We start from the raw sequence: 17,153 nt of genomic DNA on the forward strand, positions 1-17,153 counted from the left end.
ACTGTGGCGTAACACCGGCCGGCGGGCGGCGCGCTGCCGGCCGGCCGCGGCGGCGGTAGGGTCACGGCCATGGCGGGCAAGGGCACCCCGGCGACGTCGCTGCTGGTCAGGCGGAAGGTGCCGTTCACCACGCACCCGTACCAGGTCGATCCGGCCGCACCGTCGTACGGCCTGGCCGCCGCCGCGGCGCTCGGCGTGGAACCCGGGCGGGTGTTCAAGACCCTGGTGGCCACGGTGGACGGTCGGCTGACCGTCGGCGTGGTGCCGGTGAGCGGTTCGCTGGACCTCAAGGCGCTGGCGGCCGCGGTCGGCGGCAAGCGGGGCGCGATGGCCGAGCCGGCGGCGGCCGAGCGGGCGACCGGCTACGTCACCGGCGGCATCTCCCCGCTCGGCCAGCGGACCCGGCTACCCATCGTGTTGGACGCCACAGCGCCGGACTGGTCGACCGTCTTCGTCTCCGGCGGCCGCCGGGGCCTGCAGATCGAGATCACTCCGGGTGACCTGGTCGACCTGACCGGCGCGACGCTCGCCCCCCTCACAGCCCTCTGACCAGGCCGGCAACCACCGGGTTTCGGTGACGTTGCTGAATTGTTATTGCCAACAACAAACTCGCCACCTCGGCGCTCTTGTGTGATCCGCGCGTCACCTAATACGTTGCCGGACACAACAAAACATTATGACCGGTTTCGCACCCCCGGTCCGAACCCCACCCTGCCCCACGATCCGGGGCTCACTCTCCGAAAGGACCCGTGCAATGCGCAGAGGGATCCTCTCCCTGACCGCCGTGGGCCTGCTGACCGTCGGCGGGGTCGCCGCCTGCGGCGACGGCGAAGACACCGGCCCCGGCGGCGCGACGCCGAAGGTCGGCGTGATCCTGCCCGACAGCGCCTCCTCGGCCCGCTGGGAGACCGCGGACCGCAAGTTCCTGCAGGCGGCTTTCGACGCGGCCGGAATCCAGGCCGACATCCAGAACGCCCAGGGCGACAAGGCCGCCTTCCAGACCATCGCCGACCAGATGATCACCAACGGCGCGACCGTGCTGATGATCGTCAACCTCGACTCCGGAACCGGCAAGGCCGTCCTGGACAAGGCGAAGTCGCAGGGCGTCGCGACGATCGACTACGACCGGCTGACGCTGGGCGGCTCCGCGGAGTACTACGTGAGCTTCGACAACGAGGTGGTCGGCAAGCAGCAGGGCGAGGGTCTGGTGAAGTGCCTGGCCGACAAGGGCGTCCAGAACCCGGTGGTGGCCGAACTCAACGGCTCCCCACCGACAACAACGCGACCCTGTTCAAGAACGGCTACGACTCGGTCCTGAACCTCAAGTACGAGTCGAAGGAGTACACCAAGGGCCCCGACCAGTCCGTCCCCGAGTGGAACAACACCGAGGCCGGCACGATCTTCGAGCAGATGCTGACCTCGACCGGCGGCAAGATCGACGGTGTGCTCGCCGCCAACGACGGTCTCGGCAACGCGGTCATCTCGGTGCTGAAGAAGAACAACCTCAACGGCAAGGTCCCGGTCACCGGCCAGGACGCCACCGTCCAGGGGCTGCAGAACATCCTCGCCGGTGACCAGTGCATGACCGTCTACAAGGCGATCAAGCAGGAGGCCGAAGCCGCCGCCGAGCTGGCCATCGCGCTGGCCAAGGGCGAGACCAGCAACGTCGACACGACGGTCAAGGACCCGGAGAGCGGCCGGGACGTCCCCTCGGTGCTGCTCACCCCGAAGGCGATCTTCAAGGAGAACGTCAAGGACGTCGTCGACGACGGCTACGTCACCCAGGCCGAACTGTGCGCCGGCGAGTTCGCCGCCCGGTGCGCCGAGGCCGGCATCAGCTAGTCCCCGCCGCCGCCGTCAGCCGCCGCCCGGCGGCCACCGGCGGGCGCGCCCCGGCGCGTCCGCCGGCGCCGGGCGGCGGCTGACGGACACCGCCCGACCGGACACTTCAGAAGGAGACCACCCGTGTCCGCGACACCCCTGTTGGAACTGCGCGGAGTCGACAAGAGCTTCGGTCCCGTGCAGGTTCTGCGCGACGTCGCCCTCACCGTCCAGCCCGGCGAGGTGACCGCCCTCGTCGGCGACAACGGCGCAGGCAAGTCCACCCTCGTCAAGTGCATCAGCGGCATCCATCCCACCGACGCGGGCGAGTTCTTCTTCGAGGGCCGGCCGGTCAGCATCAACAGTCCCCGGGACGCGGCCGGCCTGGGCATCGAGGTCGTCTACCAGGACCTCGCGCTCTGCGACAACCTCGACATCGTGCAGAACATGTTCCTCGGCCGGGAGAAGCGCAGCGGGCTGGTGCTCGACGAGGCGACCATGGAGCAGATGGCCGCCGACACGCTCGCCGGCCTGTCGGTGCGTACGGTCCAGTCACTGCGCCAGCACGTCTCCAGCCTGTCCGGCGGGCAGCGGCAGACGGTGGCGATCGCCAAGGCCGTGCTGTGGAACAGCAAGCTGGTCATCCTCGACGAGCCGACCGCCGCGCTCGGCGTCGCGCAGACCGCGCAGGTGCTCGAACTGGTCCGCCGGCTCGCCGACAACGGCCTGGCGGTGGTGCTCATCTCGCACAACATGAACGACGTCTTCGCGGTCTCCGACCGCATCGCGGCGCTCTACCTCGGGCAGATGGTCGCCCAGGTCAAGAGCACCGACGTGACGCACGCCCAGGTGGTCGAACTCATCACGGCCGGCCGCACCGAGAGCACCGCCGACTTCAGCAAAACCACCAGCCCGGGAGCGGACCGATGACCACCACGACGGCTGCGGTGCAGAAGGAGTCGGTGCCGGCGCCGGCACCCACGCTCGGCGACCACGTCCGTGGCTACCTGGCCCGGGTGCGCGGCGGCGACATCGGGGCGCTGCCGGCCGTACTCGGTCTGGTCGTGCTCTGCGTCGTCTTCTCGATCATGCGCCCGTCGTTCCTGTCGGCGGGCAACTTCGCCAACCTGTTCACCCAGGGGGCCGCGGTCACCCTGATCGCGATGGGGCTGGTCTTCGTCCTGTTACTCGGCGAGATCGACCTGTCCGCCGGCTTCGCCAGCGGGGTCTGCGCCGCCGTACTCGCGGTGCTCGTCACCCAGCAGGGCCTGCCCTGGTACGTGGCGCTGCTCGCGGCGATCGGCACCGGAGTGCTGATCGGCCTGGTGCTCGGCTTCCTGGTCGCCAAGATCGGCATTCCGTCGTTCGTGGTGACGCTCGCCGGCTTCCTGGCGTTCCAGGGCATCGTGCTGTTGCTGATCGAGGGCGGCAACAACGTGTCGGTACGCGACGGCGTCCTGGTGGCGATCGCCAACCGCAACATGCCACCGGTGCTCGGCTGGGTGCTGGCCGGCGTCGCGGTGGCCGGCTACGCCGCCGTGCAGTTGCTACGGCACCGCAAACGGGCGGCCCGGGGCCTGGTCACCGACCCGCTCGCCGTGATCGCCGCCCGGATCGGCGGGCTGGCACTGATCCTCGGCGTCGCCGTCTACATCCTCAACCAGGAACGCAGCCGGGTGCTGATCACCTCGCTCAAGGGCGTGCCGATCGTGGTGCCGATCATCGCCGTACTGCTGATCGTCTGGACCTTCGTGCTCCAGCGCACCGCGTACGGCCGGCACATCTACGCTGTCGGCGGCAACAAGGAGGCGGCCCGGCGGGCCGGCATCAACGTCGACCGGATCCGGATCTCGGTCTTCGTCATCTGCTCGGCGATGGCGGCGATCGGTGGCATCGTGGCGGCGAGCCGGGCCAACTCGGTCGACGCCAACACCGGCGGCAGCAACGTCCTGCTCTACGCGGTCGGGGCCGCGGTCATCGGTGGCACCAGCCTCTTCGGCGGCAAGGGCCGGGTACTCGACGCGGTACTCGGCGGTGCCGTGGTCGCCGTGATCGACAATGGGATGGGTCTGATGGGATACAGCTCAGGGGTCAAGTACGTGGTCACCGGTTCGGTACTGCTGCTGGCCGCGGGTGTCGACGCGCTGTCCCGACGTCGGGCCACCGCCACCGGCAACCGTTGACCGCCGCCACCGTGGAGTTACCGAGACGATGCGTGTAGGACCGAGCCAGGAGGACATCCGCCGGCAGAACCTCGGTGCCCTGCTGCGCTACGTACACGTCCACGGCGCCACGTCGCGGGCCGAACTCACCACCGCGCTCGGGCTGAACCGCAGCACCATCGGAGCGCTCACCGCCGACCTGGCCGGTGCCGGCCTGGTCAGCGAGGGGGCTCCGCGGGAAACCGGCCGGGCCGGACGACCGTCGCCGGTCGTCCGGCCCGAGTCCGAGCGGGTCTTCGCCTACGCGTACAGCATCGAGGTGGACCGGTTGCGGGCCGCCCGGGTCGGACTCGGCGGCGCGGTGCTCGACCGGCGCGAGACGGCCCGCCCGTGCGGGGTCGCCGCCGCCGAGACCGCGCCGCTGCTCGCCGCCTTCGTCAAGGAGATGCAGCAGTCGGTCCCGGCCGATTCGGTATACGTCGGCGCCGGCGTCGCGGTCTGCGGCCTGGAGCTGCGGGAGGAGGGTCCGGTCCACGTCAAGCCGGAGACCGGCTTCGTCGACCGGTCGCTCGGCGCGGCGCTGGGCGGGCACCTCGACTCGGAACGGCCGATCCTGGTCGGCAACGCCGCCGACGTGTCGGCCCTGGCCGAACACGCGCGGGGGGCGGCGGTCGGCTGCGACGACCTCATCTATCTGCACCGCGATGTGGGCGTCGACGCCGGGATCATCGTGCGTGGCCGGCGGCTCACCGGGCACGGCGGATTCGGCGGCGAGGTCGGTCACATGGTGGTGCAGCCCGGCGGGCGGGAGTGCGGGTGCGGCTCCCGGGGCTGCTGGGAGACGGTCATCGGCGAGTACGCCCTGCTGGACGGCGGTGCGGGCGGCACCGGCCGGCGGGCGGCGCTGTCGATCGTCGACGCGGCGGCCCGCGGCGACGCCACCGCCAAGGCGGCCGTACGGGAGATCGGTGACTGGCTCGGGTTCGGGGTCGCCAACCTCGTCAACATCTTCAACCCCGGAATGGTGATCTTCGGCGGCACGCTGCGCGACGTCTACCTGGCTTCGGCCGCCCGGGTCCGCAGCCGGCTCAACTCGATGGCCCTGCCCGCGTCCCGGGAGCAGGTCAAGCTGCGCACCCCGCAGCTCGGCGAGGACGCCGCCCTGCTCGGCGCCGCCGAACTCGCCTTCGAACACCTCCTCGCCGCCCCCCTGGACGCGACCCCGTAACCCCGCCCCGGCCCCAGGCCGGCGGCCGGCGGCGCGCGGCGCGCGTTGATCAAGGAGTTGTTGCGCGACAATTCGCGCGAAGCGGGCACGCTTTCTCCTCGATCAACGCGACACGCCAGCGGGGTCGACGGCGCTCGCGGCGGGTGCGGGGTTCTGGGCAGCGGGCGGGCGGTTCATCTGCCGCCAGGTCGGGCTGACGAACGGCAGCACGGTCACCGCCAGGTACGCGCCACCGAAGATCAACAGCGCCGCGTTCAGACCGAAGCCCTGCACCGCCCAGCCGGCGAGCAGGCTGCCCAGCGGCATGCCACCCCACCCGATGGCCTGCCCGAGGCCGAGGACCCGGGCCCGCAGGTGTTCCGGGACCCGTTCGTACGACACCGCGCCGAGGATCGGGTTGACGGCCGAGATCGACACGCCGGCCACGAACGACACGACGTACACGATCCAGAGCGCGTCGGCCACGGACAGGATGGCGAACCGTGGCGCCCCGGCGATCAGGAACCCGACGGCGAACACCGCGAACCGCGGCACCCGCGGCGCGATGGCGGTGAAGACCACGTTGCCGAGCACCGCGCCGACCGCGAAGACCCCGGACAGCGCCCCGAGCGCGACCGGCGACCCGATCACGTCATTGGCCCAGAACGGCGCCAGCACCGTCCCGTACGCGGCATCGGCGAGGTTGGTGACGAACAGCAGCAGCGTGATGCCGAGCATGAGCCGGTCCCGACGCAGGAACGCCAGCCCGGCCCGCAACGCCGGCAGGTACGCCTCCCGGTCGGTGACCGCCGCCACGACCCGGCGTACGCCGGGCACCAGGAACGCGACGATCACGCCGGCGACCAGGAACGTGGCGGCGTCGATGGCCAGCACGGTCGACGCGTCCAGGGTCGCGATGAGCACACTGGCCAACGGGGCGCCGAGCAGGGTCGCGAGGCGGCCGAGCCCGTCGTGCAGGCTGGTGGCCCGGGTCAGCTCCATCCCGGAGGCGGCGACGGTCTCCGGGAAGACGACCCGTTTCGCGGTGTCGCCGAGCCCGCGCAGCAGCCCGACGACGCCGATCAGCGTGATCAGTACGCCGAAGTGCAGCTGGCCGCCGGCGTGCAGGACGGGTACGGCGATCAGCGCGGCGGCGCTGCCGAGGTCGGCGGCGACGCTGACCCGACGGTGGCCGAGCCGGTCGAGCAGCGGTCCGCCGAGCCCGCAGGCGAGCACGTACGGCAGCATCTCGACGAACGCGACGATGCCGGTACGGGCGGCGCTGCCGGTGGTGACGAGGGTGAACCAGGGCAGCGCGATCATGCTCATCCGGCTGCCGACCAGCGAGACGACCTCGGCGGTGAGCAGCGCGATCAGGCCCTGCCGTTTCACGCTTCCGCCCCGCCCTCGGTCCGGAGGAACGGCATGAGCTGCACCTGGACGACGACCCGCTCGGTGCCGTCGGAGGCGGGGGCATCCGGCCGGGCTTCGCGGTAGCGGTCGAGCACCGCGGTCAACTCCTCCCCCAGCGCGCGGGTTTCCTCGGCGGTCAGTTGGAGGCGCCAGTCGCTGATGGTTCCGGTGTCGCGCCACGGCCCGGTGCGATCAGCGGATTCGTCGAGCCAGCGCTCGACCCGCCCGGCGTAGAGGGCGGCGACGGCCCGCAGGTAGGCGGCACTCTCCTCGGGCATGTCCCGGTTGGCTTCGCCGTCGAAGCTGGTGAACCGGTGGGCGGCCCGCCACCAGCGTTCCCGGCCGACACCGCGTTCGGTGTCCTCCACCACGAACCCGTATGTGGCGAGTTGGCGCAGGTGGTAGCTGGTGGAGCCGGTTGACTCGCCGAGCAGTTCGGCGAGTCGGGTGGCGGTGGCGGGTCCGTCCTCACGCAGTGCGCTGAGGATACGGACCCGCAGCGGGTGGGCGATCCCGCGCAACGAACGCCCGTCGAGGACAAGCCGATCCTCTTCCAAAGACATGCTTGCAAAGATAGCTATGCAAAGACTCCTTTGCAAGACCCGAATGCCCTCGACGCACCCTGCCCCACTCGAGCGTTGATCAAGGAGAAAGTGTGGGCGTTTTGTCGCTTCTTGGGGACGACTTCCCCTTGATCAACGCGCCCGCACCCGGCGAAGCCGGGGCGCGGGGCGGGGCGGGGGCGGGAGGCGGGCTACGGGCGGGTGCCGTGCCAGGAGCGCCACAGGGCGGCGTACGACCCGTCGGCGGCGACCAGCTCGTCGTGTGATCCCAGCTCGGCGATCCGGCCGTCCTCCACCACCGCGACCCGGTCCGCGTCGTGCGCGGAGAAGAGCCGGTGCGCGATCGCGATCACCGTACGACCCTTCAGTACCGCCGCGAGCGAGCGTTCGAGATGCCGGGCCGCCCTCGGGTCGATCAACGAGGTCGCCTCGTCGAGCACCAGTGTGTGCGGGTCGGCCAGCACCAGCCGGGCCAGCGCCAACTGCTGCGCCTGCGCCGCCGACAGCGGATGCCCCTTCGCGCCGACCACCGTCGCCAGGCCGTCCGGCAGTTCGTCGGCCCAGCCGAGCGCGTCGACCGCCGCCAGTGCGGCGCGTACCTGATCCTCGCCGGCGTCGGGGCGCACCATGGCGACGTTGTCGCGCACCGTACCGATGAAGACGTGGTGCTCCTGGGTCACCAGGGCCACGTGCGAGCGCAACTCCTCGATCGGCAGGCCGACGAGCGGCGCTCCACCGACCGTGACCGAACCGGCCCGGGGCCCGTGGATGCCGGCGAGCAACCGGCCGAGGGTCGACTTGCCGGCCCCGGACGGCCCGACCATCGCCAGCCGCTCCCCCGGCTCCACCGCGAGCGAGACGCCGTGCAGGACGTCCCGCTCCGGGACGTACGAGAACCGCACGTCCCGGGCGACGACCCGTTCACCGTCCGGCCTGGCCGCCGACGCCGCCCGGTCGTCGGGCAGCTGCGCGACGCCGAGCAGCCGGGCCATCGAGGCGCCGCCGACCTGGAGTTCGTCGAGCCAGGACAGCAGCCGGTCCAGCGGGTCGATCAACTGCTGTACGTAGAGCGTGGCGGCGGTCAGCTGGCCGAGTGTCACCCAGCCCTCCAAGTAGAACCAGCCGCCGAGGACCAAAGTGGCCACCACCGGGATGACGTAGCTGATCTCCGCGACCGGGAACCACACCGTACGCAGGAACAGCGTGTACCGCTCGGCGGCGTACGACCGGCGGATGTCCTTGTCGACGCGGACCCGGCGCCGGTTCGCCTGGCGCAGCGCCTCCGTGGTCCGCGAACCGTCGACGGTCTCCGCGATGCCGTCGGTGATGTCGGAGTAGGTGGCACTCTCCCGCAGATAGCCGGCCGGTGCCCGGCGCAGATACCAGCGGGTTCCGACGTACAGCAGCGGTGCCGCGATCAGGCAGGGCAGCGCCAGCAGCGGGCTGACCAGCATCAGCGCCAGCGCGACGAAGACGCAGGTAACCATCGCGATCAAGGTCTCGGGTACGGCGAACCGGACCGTCTTCGACAGCGCCGAGACATCGCGGGACGTCCGGGTCAGCAGGTCACCCGAACCGGCCTTTTCCACAGTGGACAACGGAATGGCCAGGATCCGGTCGACGAACTCCTCCCGCAGTTCGGCGAGCACCCGTTCACCGAGCCGCGCCGACGCCAGATGGGCGAAACGCACCAGCACCGCCTGGGCCACCAGGAACCCGCCGATCGCCAACGCGATCCGGTCCACGGTGACCGAGGTCGTACCCCGCGAGATCGCCTCGACCAGGTCGCCGAGCAGCCGGGGCGCGACGAGACCGGCGATCGCGGCGAGCGCGTGCAGGCCCAACGCCCAGGCCAGAGCGCGCGGATGGCGGCGAATCAACACCCGGGCGTACGCCCGCGCCTGCGTCGCGTCGGCGACCGGCAACGCCCGCCCGCTCACGCCGTCACCGGGCTCGCTCACGCCGTCACCTCGCTGCGCTCGGCACCGCCGTGTTCTTCACTGAGCCTCATGGCTCGCTCGCTACGCTCACTCACGGTCACCTCGCTGCGCTCGGCACCGCCGTGTTCTTCACTGAGCCTCATGGCTCGCTCACTCACGCGTCCTCCCCGCGGGTGACCACGGCGGCGTACCGCGGTTCGGTGGCGAACAGATCGCGGTGACCGCCCTCGGCCACGACCTTGCCGTCCTCGACGAAGACGACCCGGTCGGCCCGGTCGAGGACGAGTGGGCTGGTCGTGCAGACCAGCGTCGTACGGCCGGCGCGGGCCGGTCCGAGCCGGCCGGCGATCCGCGCCTCGGTGTGCGCGTCGACGGCGCTGGTGGGCTCGACCAGGATCAGGATCTGCGGATCGGCGACCAGCGCGCGGGCCAGCCGCAGCCGCTGCTGCTGGCCGCCGGAGAACTCCCGGCCCCGTTCGGCCACGACCGCGTCGACTCCGGCCGGCAGCGCCGCCACGATGTCCGTCGCGCTGGCCGCGACCAGGGCTGCCTCGACCGTCTCGTCGTCGGCCCGGTCGTGCGGATCCAGCTCGACCCGCAGCCGGCCGGTGAACAGGGCAGCGTCGTTGTCGGCCACCAGAATCCGCTCCCGCACCGCTGGCAGCGCCAGCTCCCGCAGCGGTACGCCGGCGTAGCTCGCCTCGCTGTCGGTGTACCGGCCGAGCCGGTCGGCGATCGCCACCGCGTCGGCGGGGTCGGCCGCGACGAGTGCGGTGAACCGGTTGGCGACGACCGCGAGCCCGGATTCGGAGTCGACCAGGTCGGCGGCGTAGGGCGGCCAGTCCCGCGGCCGGTCCGGGTCGGACAGCTCCGGGGCCAGCGTGAACAGCCGGACGACCCGCTGCGCGGCGACGTGCCCGCGGGTGATCTTCTCGATCGCCTCGGTGAGCGTCCGCAGCGGCGAGACCAGGAACGCCGTGTAGCCGTAGAAGGCGACGAGCTGGCCGGCGGTGATGTCGCCACGGAGCGCGAACCGGGCGCCGAGCCAGGTCACCAGTACGACGAACACGCCGGGCAGCAGAATCTGGGCCGCCTCCAGGTAGGACTCGATCCGGGCCACCCGCATCCCCCGCCGGCGCAGGTCCTGCGACTCGGCGCGGTAGCGCGCGGAGAAGACCGGCTCGCCGCCGACACCGCGCAGCACCCGCAGTCCGGCGACGATGTCACCGGCCCGGGTGGTCAGGGTGCCCTGCTGGTCGCGGTACTCCTCCTGCTGCCGGTGCAACGGCCGGATGAGCAGCCCGACGACCGCCATCAGCAGCGGTACGCCGACCAGGACGACCACGCCCAGCGGAACCGAGGTGGTGAGCAGGATCACGGTGATCGTGATGATCGCGACGACGGCACCGGTGCCCCGGGCGGTGATGTCGAGGGCCGCGCCGATGTGGCTGATGTCGGCGGTGCCGATGCTGACCACCTCGCCCGCGGCCAGCCGTTTGGGCAACGTGGCGCCGAGCCGGTTGGCCCGCTCCACGGTGAGCTGAATGGTGCGGTAGGCGGAGGCGAGGAAGTTGAAGACGGCCAACCGGTGCCGACCGACGCCGGCGGCGGCCTGGAGCACCCCGAGGCCGAGCAGCACCAGCCCCCAGTGCAGCAGCCCGTCGGCGTCCCGGCCGACGATGCCGACATCGATGGCGCGGCCGATCACCGCCGGCATCAGCGCCTGCGCCCCCATCCAGACGATGGCCAGCAGGACGGCGCCGGTCATCGACGGCCAGGCACGGCGAGCCAGCCAGATCAGGTAGTGGGTCGCGCTGCGGTGGTCGGGAGCGCCGGGATCGGCGACAGGTAAGGGCCGCATAGCACCGCCGACATTACGAGATCACACCCGTTGGTCACCAGCGGTTTTCCGCCCGGCCGGTCCGGAGACCCCGACCGGTGGTGCCGACCCGGTCGCGGGTCAGCGGTCGACCTGGGTGAAGTCCCACGTGTGGGGTGGCCGGGCCACCAGCATCGGCGGCGGGTCGGGCAGCGCCAGCGGGGCGCTACGCCACTTCGAGATGACCACCAGGCGGTGGTCGGTCGACGTGAAGACCTCGCTCGACAGGTGCAGCGGGCTGTGGTCGAACTCCGGGAGCGCGGTCTCGCACACCCAGGTGATGAGGTCGGCGAACCTGGCCGGCTCGGCCCGCACCTCCCACATCCGCACGATCACGTGCGCGGACACTACACGCTCACCACGGTCAGCGGCATCGCGGAGTCGGCCGGCAGATCCAACCGACTCGGCGCGATCCCGGCCGCGACCAGGTGCGAACCGAGCGCGGCCACCATCGCGCCGTTGTCGGTGCACAGTCGGGGCGGTGGCACCCGTACGGTGATCCCGTGCCGGGCGCAGCGCTGCTCGGCCAGTGCCCGCAGTCGTGAGTTGGCCGCCACCCCGCCCCGATGACCAGCGTCTCGACCCCGTGCTGCCGGCAGGCGTCGATCGCCTTGGCGGTGAGCACGTCGCAGACGGCCTCCTGGAACGACGCCGCCACGTCGGCGACCGGAACCGGCTCGCCGGCCCGCTCCCGGGCCTCCACCCAGCGGGCGACCGCCGTCTTCAGCCCGGAGAACGAGAAGTCGAACCGGTGCGCGGCCAGGTCCTTCGGCGCGGTCAGGCCGCGCGGAAACGCGATCGAGTCGGCGTCGCCCTCCCGGGCCGCCCGGTCGATCGGCGGGCCGCCGGGGAACGGCAGTCCCAGCAGCCGGGCCACCTTGTCGAACGCCTCGCCGGCGGCGTCGTCGATCGTGGCCCCGAGCGGGGTCACCCCGGCGGTCAGGTCGTCGACCAGCAGCAGCGAGGAGTGTCCGCCGGAGACCAGCATCGCGATCGCCGGCTCGGGCAGGGGGCCGTGCTCCAGGGTGTCGACGGCGACGTGCGCGGCCAGGTGGTTCACCCCGTAGATCGGCTTCTCGGCGGCGACCGCGTAGCCCTTGGCGGCGGCGACCCCGACCAGCAGCGCGCCGGCCAGCCCCGGCCCGGCGGTCACCGCGATGGCGTCGATGTCGGCGATCGTGACCCCGGCCTGGTCGAGAGCCCGCCGCATGGTCGGCACGATCGCCTCCAGGTGGGCCCGGCTGGCGACCTCGGGCACCACGCCGCCGAACCGGGCGTGCTGGTCGACGCTGGAGGCCAGCGCGTCGGCGAGCAGGGTGTGCCCGCGTACGATGCCCACCCCCGTCTCGTCGCAGGACGTCTCGATGCCGAGTACGAGCGGTTCGTCAGCCATTGCGCATCATCACCAGTGCGTCGGTGTTGCTCGGTTGGTAGTAGCCGCGCCGGATCCCGACCGGCTCGAAGTCGTACGCCGCGTAGAGGCGCTGCGCGGCGGCGTTGTCGACCGCCACCTCCAGCAGGGTACGACGTACCCCGCGCCGGGCGGCCTGGGCGAGCAGCGCCTCCAGCAGCCGGCGGCCGACCCCGCCCCGCTGGGCGTCGCGGCGTACGGCGATGTTCTGCACCCAGCCCTCGTCGGGCGGCGTGACCGCCAGTCCGGCGTAGCCGACCACGGCGCCGGCCGGATCGAGCGCGACCAGGTAGTGGTGGCCGCCCGCCAGCTCGCTCCAGAACATGGCGGCCGACCACTGCTCGGCACCGAAGAGGTCCGCCTCGATCGGCAGCACCTGGTCGATGTGCCACCACCGCATCCGGGTCAGCCGGACGTCGCCCGGCCCGCCGGTGCCGCCCGCGTCGTCGGCCCGCGTCACGGCGCCACCCGACCGGTCATGGCAGCACCGGTTTGCGGGCGGTGGGGGCCACCGCGTCGGGGCGGCGCAGGTAGAGCGGGGTCAGCGGTTCGGACGGGGCCTTCGCGCGGACCCGTTCGGCGGCCAGCTCGGCGAGGGCGAGCGGGTCGGGGTAACGCGGCTCGTCGCGCAGCGGGAGGCCGAGCTGCTCGGTGTAGCGGTGCGCGCCGTCACCGACGGCGACGGTGGCACCGAGTTCGCGGGCCCGCCCGGCCACCTCGGCCGGGGTGTGCACCTCCGGACCGGCGACCCGCTCGCCGGTGCCGGCGTAGACCGCCCAGTAGACCTCGCGGCGCCGGGCGTCGGTGGCCACCAGCACCGGCTCACCGCCGGCCGCCGGGCGCCCGATGCCATCCAGGGAGCACACCCCGTACGTCGGTATGCCGAGGACCTGGCCCATCGTGACGGCGGTGACCAGCCCGACCCGCAGTCCGGTGAACGGGCCGGGGCCGAGGCCGGCGACGATCGCGGCCAGCTCGGCGGGCCCGCTCCCGGACTCGGCGAGGAGCGCGTCGACCTGGGGGGCGAGCAGTTCGCCGTGCGCCCGGGCGTCGACGGCGCGGCGGTGCGCCACCGGCGCCACACCGGCCGACGTGATCCGCACCAGCGCGGCCGTCACCGCCGGGGTCGCCGAGTCCACCACGAGTACCAGCACGTTGTGCACCTTAATCGGCGCCGTGGTGCCACCCTGGCACCGGCCGGCACGGCGCACCGCGACACGCCGGTGCGGTCGGGTTCAGACGGCTGAGCGGTCCCATTCGATGCCGGGCAGTCCGGCGTCGGCGAGGGCCTTGTTGGTGGCGCTGAACGGCCGGCTGCCGAGGAAGCCCTTCGGGTTCATCGGGCTGGGGTGGCCGGCCTCGAGGACCACGTGCGTCGGGTTGGTGACCAGTGCCGCCTTCTTGCGGGCGTAGCCGCCCCAGAGCAGGAAGACGACCCGGCTGTCGCGGGCGTCCAGCGCCCGGATCGTGGCGTCGGTGAACTCCTCCCAGCCCTTGTTCGCGTGCGAGCCCGGCTTGGCCTCGCGAACGGTGAGGACTGCGTTGAGCAGCAGTACGCCGCGTTCGGCCCAGGCGGTCAGGTTGCCGTTGCGCGACACCGGGACGTCGAGGTCCTCGTGCAGTTCCTTGAAGACGTTGCGCAGCGACGGCGGCACCGACACACCGTCGCGGACGCTGAAGCTGAGCCCGTGGGCCTGGCCCGCCTTGTGGTAGGGGTCCTGGCCGAGAATCAGCACCCGGGTGTCCTCGGGCGCGCACAGCCGGTAGGCGCTGAACAGGTCGTCGACCGGCGGGTAGACCGTCTGGGTCTGGTATTCCTCGGCGACGAACGCACCGAGCGCGGCGGTGCGTTCGGTGTCGAGGTGCGGTGCCAGCAGCGTCTGCCAGGCTGGCGGGAGGAGCGCCGGGAGGTCGAGGGACATCAGCGGCCTTTCGTGGATTCGGACGATGACCGAACCCTAGAACGGCGGTGCGACATACTCCAGCTTCGCCAGGCGGGCGGCCCAGTCGCCGCCGACCGGTACGAGTTCGACGATCCGGGTGTCGTCGTCGCGCCGGTCGATGCGAATCAGCAGGTGGCCGTCGCCGTGCTGCTCGACCATGCCCTCGCCCCACTCGACGACGGTCACCGAGTCGTCCATCGACGCGTCGAGGTCGAGGTCGTCGATCTCGGCCCGGGGGTCCGATGTGGAGCCGAGTCGGTAGGCGTCGGCGTGCACCAGGGCCATCCGACCGCCACGCGCCGGGTCGGGCCGGTGCACGCGGGCGATGACGAACGTCGGCGAGGTGACGTCGCCGAGCACGCCGAGGCCGGCGCCGATGCCCTGGGTCAGCGCGGTCTTGCCGGCGCCCAGCGGCCCGGCGAGCACCAGCAGGTCACCGGCGCGCAGGATCCCGGCGAGCCGCGCGCCGTACGCCCGGGTTTCGTCCACGGTGGACAGTTTGGTCATCCTTCGAGCTTTCCGAGAAAGTCGATCAGCACGGCGTTGACCTCGTCGGCATGTTCGAGCATCACGACGTGGCCACTGTCGGCGATCTTGATGAATTCGGCGTCCGGGAGGCGGCGCAGGATCTCCTCGGAGTGTGCCACCGGGGTGATCATGTCCTTGTCGCCGACGATGACGAGGGTCGGCGTCTCCCGCAGGGTGGCCAACGCCGGATAGCGGGCATGGGTGTAGAGGGTACGCAGGTAGCGGGCCACCGTTTCGGCCGTGGTGCCCGAGTTCATCTTCTCCACGTACGACACCAGGGCCGGGCTCGGCCGGGCGGTGCCGAACCCGTAGCGGCGGGTCAACAGCCAGGCCAGGTCGGCGGCGGCGATGCGGGCCCGGTCGACCACACCGCCGGTGAGCCGGGTCGCGTTGTTGACCAACGGCAGCAGCGGGCTGCCGAACCGGGAGATGATGGTCGGCAGGCCGAACCTCGCCTGCTCCACCAGGCCGCCGGAGGTGGCGATGAGCACGGCCCCGACGACCCGTTGCTCGAACATCTCCGGATAGAGCTCGGCCAGCGCCATGATCGTCATGCCGCCCATCGAGTGTCCGACGAGCACGAGCGGCCCCTCCGGCACCGTCTCGTCGATCACCGCCCGCAGCGTCTCGCCCAGGGCCGGCAGCTCGTACTCCCCCGACTCGAGCCGGCCGGAGCGGCCGTGTCCGGGCTGGTCGTAGAAGACCATCCGGTAGTCGCCGCGCCGGGTCAGCTCCGCGCGCTGGAAGTGGAACGTGCCCATGTCGAGGCAGAAGCCGTGTACGAACACGATGGTCGGCTCATGCGGCCCGTCCGCCACCCCCGCGATGAACCCGGCGTCGATCTCGACCCCGTCGGTCGGTTCGACGACCTCCACGTGGATGTCGGTGCCGTCGGCGGTGGTGACCGTGCACGACTCGTCGTACGGCAGGGCACCGAACTTCTCCTCGGCGTACCGGTCGCCGACGCCGCGCTTGGACCGCCGGACGATGGCGCGTTCGGCGGCGATACCGGCCGCGAGGCCGGCCGCCGCCACACCGACCACGGCGCCGAAGATGCCGGCCCGCCGCTTCGCCTTCGTCCGCCCGTTCTCCGCCGCCATCAACGCGCCCCGTCGTAGACGCGGGGCACGCGGACCCCGCCGAACCGGGTCACGATCTCGTAGTTGATCGTGCCGGCCGCCTCGGCCCAGTCGTCGGCGGTCGGCTCGCCGCCGTCGCCGGGCCCGAACAGCGTCGCGACGTCGCCGGCCACCACCGGGTCGTCGCCGCAGTCGAGCACCACCTGGTCCATGCAGACCCGGCCGGCGATGGTACGGACCCGGCCACCGAGCTGGATCGGGCCGGCATTGGAGGCGTGCCGGGGAATCCCGTCGGCGTATCCGAGCGGTACGACCGCCAGCGTCGTCTCCCGCCCGGTGGTGTAGGTGTGGCCGTACGACACGCCCTGGCCGGCCGGCACCCGCTTGACGAGCATCACCCGGGCCCGGGCGGTCATCGCCGGCCGCAGCCCGTAGCGCTCGCCGACGACCGGGGACAGGCCGTAGACGGCGAGGCCGGGGCGGACCAGGTCGAAGTGCGTGTCGGGCCGGGTCAGGGTGGCCGCCGAGTTGGCCAGGTGCCGGTAGCGCGGGCGTACACCCCACCGCTCGGCGAGCGCCAGCCCCTCGTGGAAGTGGGCGAGCTGCCGGTCGATGGTCGGGTGACCGGGCGCGTCGGCGTACGCGAAGTGGCTCCAGATCCCGACTACCTCGACGGTGCCGTCGGCCTGGGCCTTGGCGGCGGCCTCCAGCAGGGCCGGCCAGTCGGCGGCGGTCGCCCCGCCCCGGGCCAGCCCCGTGTCGATCTTGAGATGGACCCGGGCCGGGTGGCCGGCCCGGCCGGCGGCGACCAGCACCTCGCCGAGCTGGTCGACCGAGCCCGCGCTCAGGTCGACGTTCGCGGCCACCCCCTCGTGCAGGGGCAGCCCGGGCGCCAGCAGCCAGGCGAGCACCGGCGCCGTCACCCCGGCGCGGCGCAGCGTCAGCGCCTCGTCGAGGGTGCACACCCCGAGCCAGTCGGCACCCGCGTCCAGGGCGGCCCGGGCGGCGGGCAGCATCCCGTGGCCGTACCCGTCCCCCTTGACCACCGCCATCAGCTCGGCGCTCGTGCCGGCCCGCAACCGGGCCACGTTCTCGCGGATCGCGTCAAGGTCGATCCGCACCTCGGCCTGCCACATGCTGTTCAGCCTACTGACCTTCACCGACGCCCCGAGCCGGTCGCCACGACCGTTTCGCCACCACCGGGCCG

15 protein-coding genes and 2 pseudogenes are annotated in these 17,153 nt (G+C 72.2%); 5 read left to right on the top strand and 12 right to left on the bottom strand.

Going from position 1 to position 17,153, the window contains the following annotated elements; translation table 11 throughout:
- Positions 1-69: 69 nt before the first annotated feature.
- The 5 genes and pseudogenes from ybaK to Prubr_RS07450 all read left to right on the top strand — a co-directional run bounded on the left by ybaK (position 70) and on the right by Prubr_RS07450 (position 5,211).
- The gene (gene ybaK, locus Prubr_RS07430) at positions 70-549 is read left to right on the top strand and encodes a Cys-tRNA(Pro) deacylase (protein WP_212822867.1); all 480 of its coding nucleotides are present in this window, start codon (positions 70-72) and stop codon (positions 547-549) included.
- A gap of 205 nt (positions 550-754) precedes the next feature.
- Positions 755-1,842: pseudogene (locus Prubr_RS07435) on the top strand (sugar ABC transporter substrate-binding protein).
- A gap of 123 nt (positions 1,843-1,965) precedes the next feature.
- Complete coding sequence (locus tag Prubr_RS07440; protein WP_212822869.1) at positions 1,966-2,751, top strand: ATP-binding cassette domain-containing protein; 786 nt, start codon at positions 1,966-1,968, stop codon at positions 2,749-2,751.
- Positions 2,748-4,004, top strand: coding sequence for a sugar ABC transporter permease (locus Prubr_RS07445; protein ID WP_212822871.1), 1,257 nt, complete (start codon positions 2,748-2,750; stop codon positions 4,002-4,004). The genes Prubr_RS07440 and Prubr_RS07445 overlap by 4 nt, the downstream gene beginning before the upstream one ends.
- A gap of 28 nt (positions 4,005-4,032) precedes the next feature.
- Positions 4,033-5,211: an ROK family protein gene (locus Prubr_RS07450; protein ID WP_212822873.1), complete on the top strand. Its 1,179-nt coding sequence runs from the start codon at positions 4,033-4,035 to the stop codon at positions 5,209-5,211.
- Positions 5,212-5,313: 102 nt separating this feature from the next.
- Here Prubr_RS07450 and Prubr_RS07455 read toward each other — a convergent pair whose 3' ends face one another.
- The 12 genes and pseudogenes from Prubr_RS07455 to alr form a co-directional block, all read right to left on the bottom strand.
- Entirely contained in the window at positions 5,314-6,582 is a 1,269-nt protein-coding gene (locus tag Prubr_RS07455) for an MFS transporter (protein WP_212822875.1), read from the bottom strand.
- A complete protein-coding gene (locus tag Prubr_RS07460) occupies positions 6,579-7,166 on the bottom strand; it encodes a winged helix-turn-helix domain-containing protein (RefSeq protein WP_212822877.1) in 588 nt (195 codons plus the stop codon). Before Prubr_RS07460 ends, Prubr_RS07455 begins: the two co-directional genes overlap by 4 nt.
- Positions 7,167-7,357: 191 nt before the next feature.
- Positions 7,358-9,127: an ABC transporter ATP-binding protein gene (locus Prubr_RS07465; RefSeq protein WP_246568426.1), complete on the bottom strand. Its 1,770-nt coding sequence runs from the start codon at positions 9,125-9,127 to the stop codon at positions 7,358-7,360.
- 133 nt (positions 9,128-9,260) lie between these two features.
- Positions 9,261-10,967 (bottom strand): ABC transporter transmembrane domain-containing protein, encoded by a 1,707-nt coding sequence (locus tag Prubr_RS07470; protein WP_212822879.1) that lies wholly within the window; start codon positions 10,965-10,967, stop codon positions 9,261-9,263.
- Positions 10,968-11,066: 99 nt separating this feature from the next.
- Entirely contained in the window at positions 11,067-11,321 is a 255-nt protein-coding gene (locus Prubr_RS07475) for a hypothetical protein (RefSeq protein ID WP_212827682.1), read from the bottom strand.
- A gap of 11 nt (positions 11,322-11,332) precedes the next feature.
- Positions 11,333-12,378, bottom strand: a pseudogene (gene tsaD / locus Prubr_RS07480) (tRNA (adenosine(37)-N6)-threonylcarbamoyltransferase complex transferase subunit TsaD).
- Positions 12,371-12,796 (bottom strand): ribosomal protein S18-alanine N-acetyltransferase, encoded by a 426-nt coding sequence (gene rimI, locus Prubr_RS07485; protein ID WP_212827684.1) that lies wholly within the window; start codon positions 12,794-12,796, stop codon positions 12,371-12,373. The pseudogene tsaD and the gene rimI overlap by 8 nt, the downstream one beginning before the upstream one ends.
- Before the next feature lie 76 nt (positions 12,797-12,872).
- Positions 12,873-13,550, bottom strand: coding sequence for a tRNA (adenosine(37)-N6)-threonylcarbamoyltransferase complex dimerization subunit type 1 TsaB (gene tsaB / locus Prubr_RS07490; protein WP_212822881.1), 678 nt, complete (start codon positions 13,548-13,550; stop codon positions 12,873-12,875).
- 81 nt (positions 13,551-13,631) lie between these two features.
- A complete protein-coding gene (locus Prubr_RS07495; RefSeq protein ID WP_212822889.1) occupies positions 13,632-14,318 on the bottom strand; it encodes a uracil-DNA glycosylase in 687 nt (228 codons plus the stop codon).
- 36 nt (positions 14,319-14,354) lie between these two features.
- Positions 14,355-14,846: a tRNA (adenosine(37)-N6)-threonylcarbamoyltransferase complex ATPase subunit type 1 TsaE gene (tsaE, locus tag Prubr_RS07500; protein WP_212822897.1), complete on the bottom strand. Its 492-nt coding sequence runs from the start codon at positions 14,844-14,846 to the stop codon at positions 14,355-14,357.
- The gene (locus tag Prubr_RS07505) at positions 14,843-15,967 is read right to left on the bottom strand and encodes an alpha/beta fold hydrolase (protein ID WP_212822899.1); all 1,125 of its coding nucleotides are present in this window, start codon (positions 15,965-15,967) and stop codon (positions 14,843-14,845) included. The genes tsaE and Prubr_RS07505 overlap by 4 nt, the downstream gene beginning before the upstream one ends.
- A complete protein-coding gene (alr, locus tag Prubr_RS07510; RefSeq protein ID WP_212822901.1) occupies positions 15,967-17,082 on the bottom strand; it encodes an alanine racemase in 1,116 nt (371 codons plus the stop codon). The genes Prubr_RS07505 and alr overlap by 1 nt, the downstream gene beginning before the upstream one ends.
- Positions 17,083-17,153 lie beyond the last annotated feature (71 nt).

The organism is Polymorphospora rubra (assembly GCF_018324255.1).
GTDB lineage: Bacteria > Actinomycetota > Actinomycetes > Mycobacteriales > Micromonosporaceae > Polymorphospora > Polymorphospora rubra.

What these genes read in the sequence shown, in the direction of transcription:
- ybaK (WP_212822867.1), top strand. Translation starts at nt 70, where the DNA reads ATGGCGGGCAAGGGCACCCCGGCGACGTCGCTGCTGGTCAGGCGGAAG.
- Prubr_RS07445 (WP_212822871.1), top strand. Translation starts at nt 2,748, where the DNA reads ATGACCACCACGACGGCTGCGGTGCAGAAGGAGTCGGTGCCGGCGCCG.
- Prubr_RS07495 (WP_212822889.1), bottom strand. Translation starts at nt 14,318, where the DNA reads ATGTCCCTCGACCTCCCGGCGCTCCTCCCGCCAGCCTGGCAGACGCTG.
- tsaE (WP_212822897.1), bottom strand. Translation starts at nt 14,846, where the DNA reads ATGACCAAACTGTCCACCGTGGACGAAACCCGGGCGTACGGCGCGCGG.
- alr (WP_212822901.1), bottom strand. Translation starts at nt 17,082, where the DNA reads ATGTGGCAGGCCGAGGTGCGGATCGACCTTGACGCGATCCGCGAGAAC.
- Prubr_RS07470 (WP_212822879.1), bottom strand. Translation starts at nt 10,967, where the DNA reads ATGCGGCCCTTACCTGTCGCCGATCCCGGCGCTCCCGACCACCGCAGC.
- Prubr_RS07505 (WP_212822899.1), bottom strand. Translation starts at nt 15,967, where the DNA reads ATGGCGGCGGAGAACGGGCGGACGAAGGCGAAGCGGCGGGCCGGCATC.
- rimI (WP_212827684.1), bottom strand. Translation starts at nt 12,796, where the DNA reads ATGCGGTGGTGGCACATCGACCAGGTGCTGCCGATCGAGGCGGACCTC.
- Prubr_RS07450 (WP_212822873.1), top strand. Translation starts at nt 4,033, where the DNA reads ATGCGTGTAGGACCGAGCCAGGAGGACATCCGCCGGCAGAACCTCGGT.
- Prubr_RS07460 (WP_212822877.1), bottom strand. Translation starts at nt 7,166, where the DNA reads ATGTCTTTGGAAGAGGATCGGCTTGTCCTCGACGGGCGTTCGTTGCGC.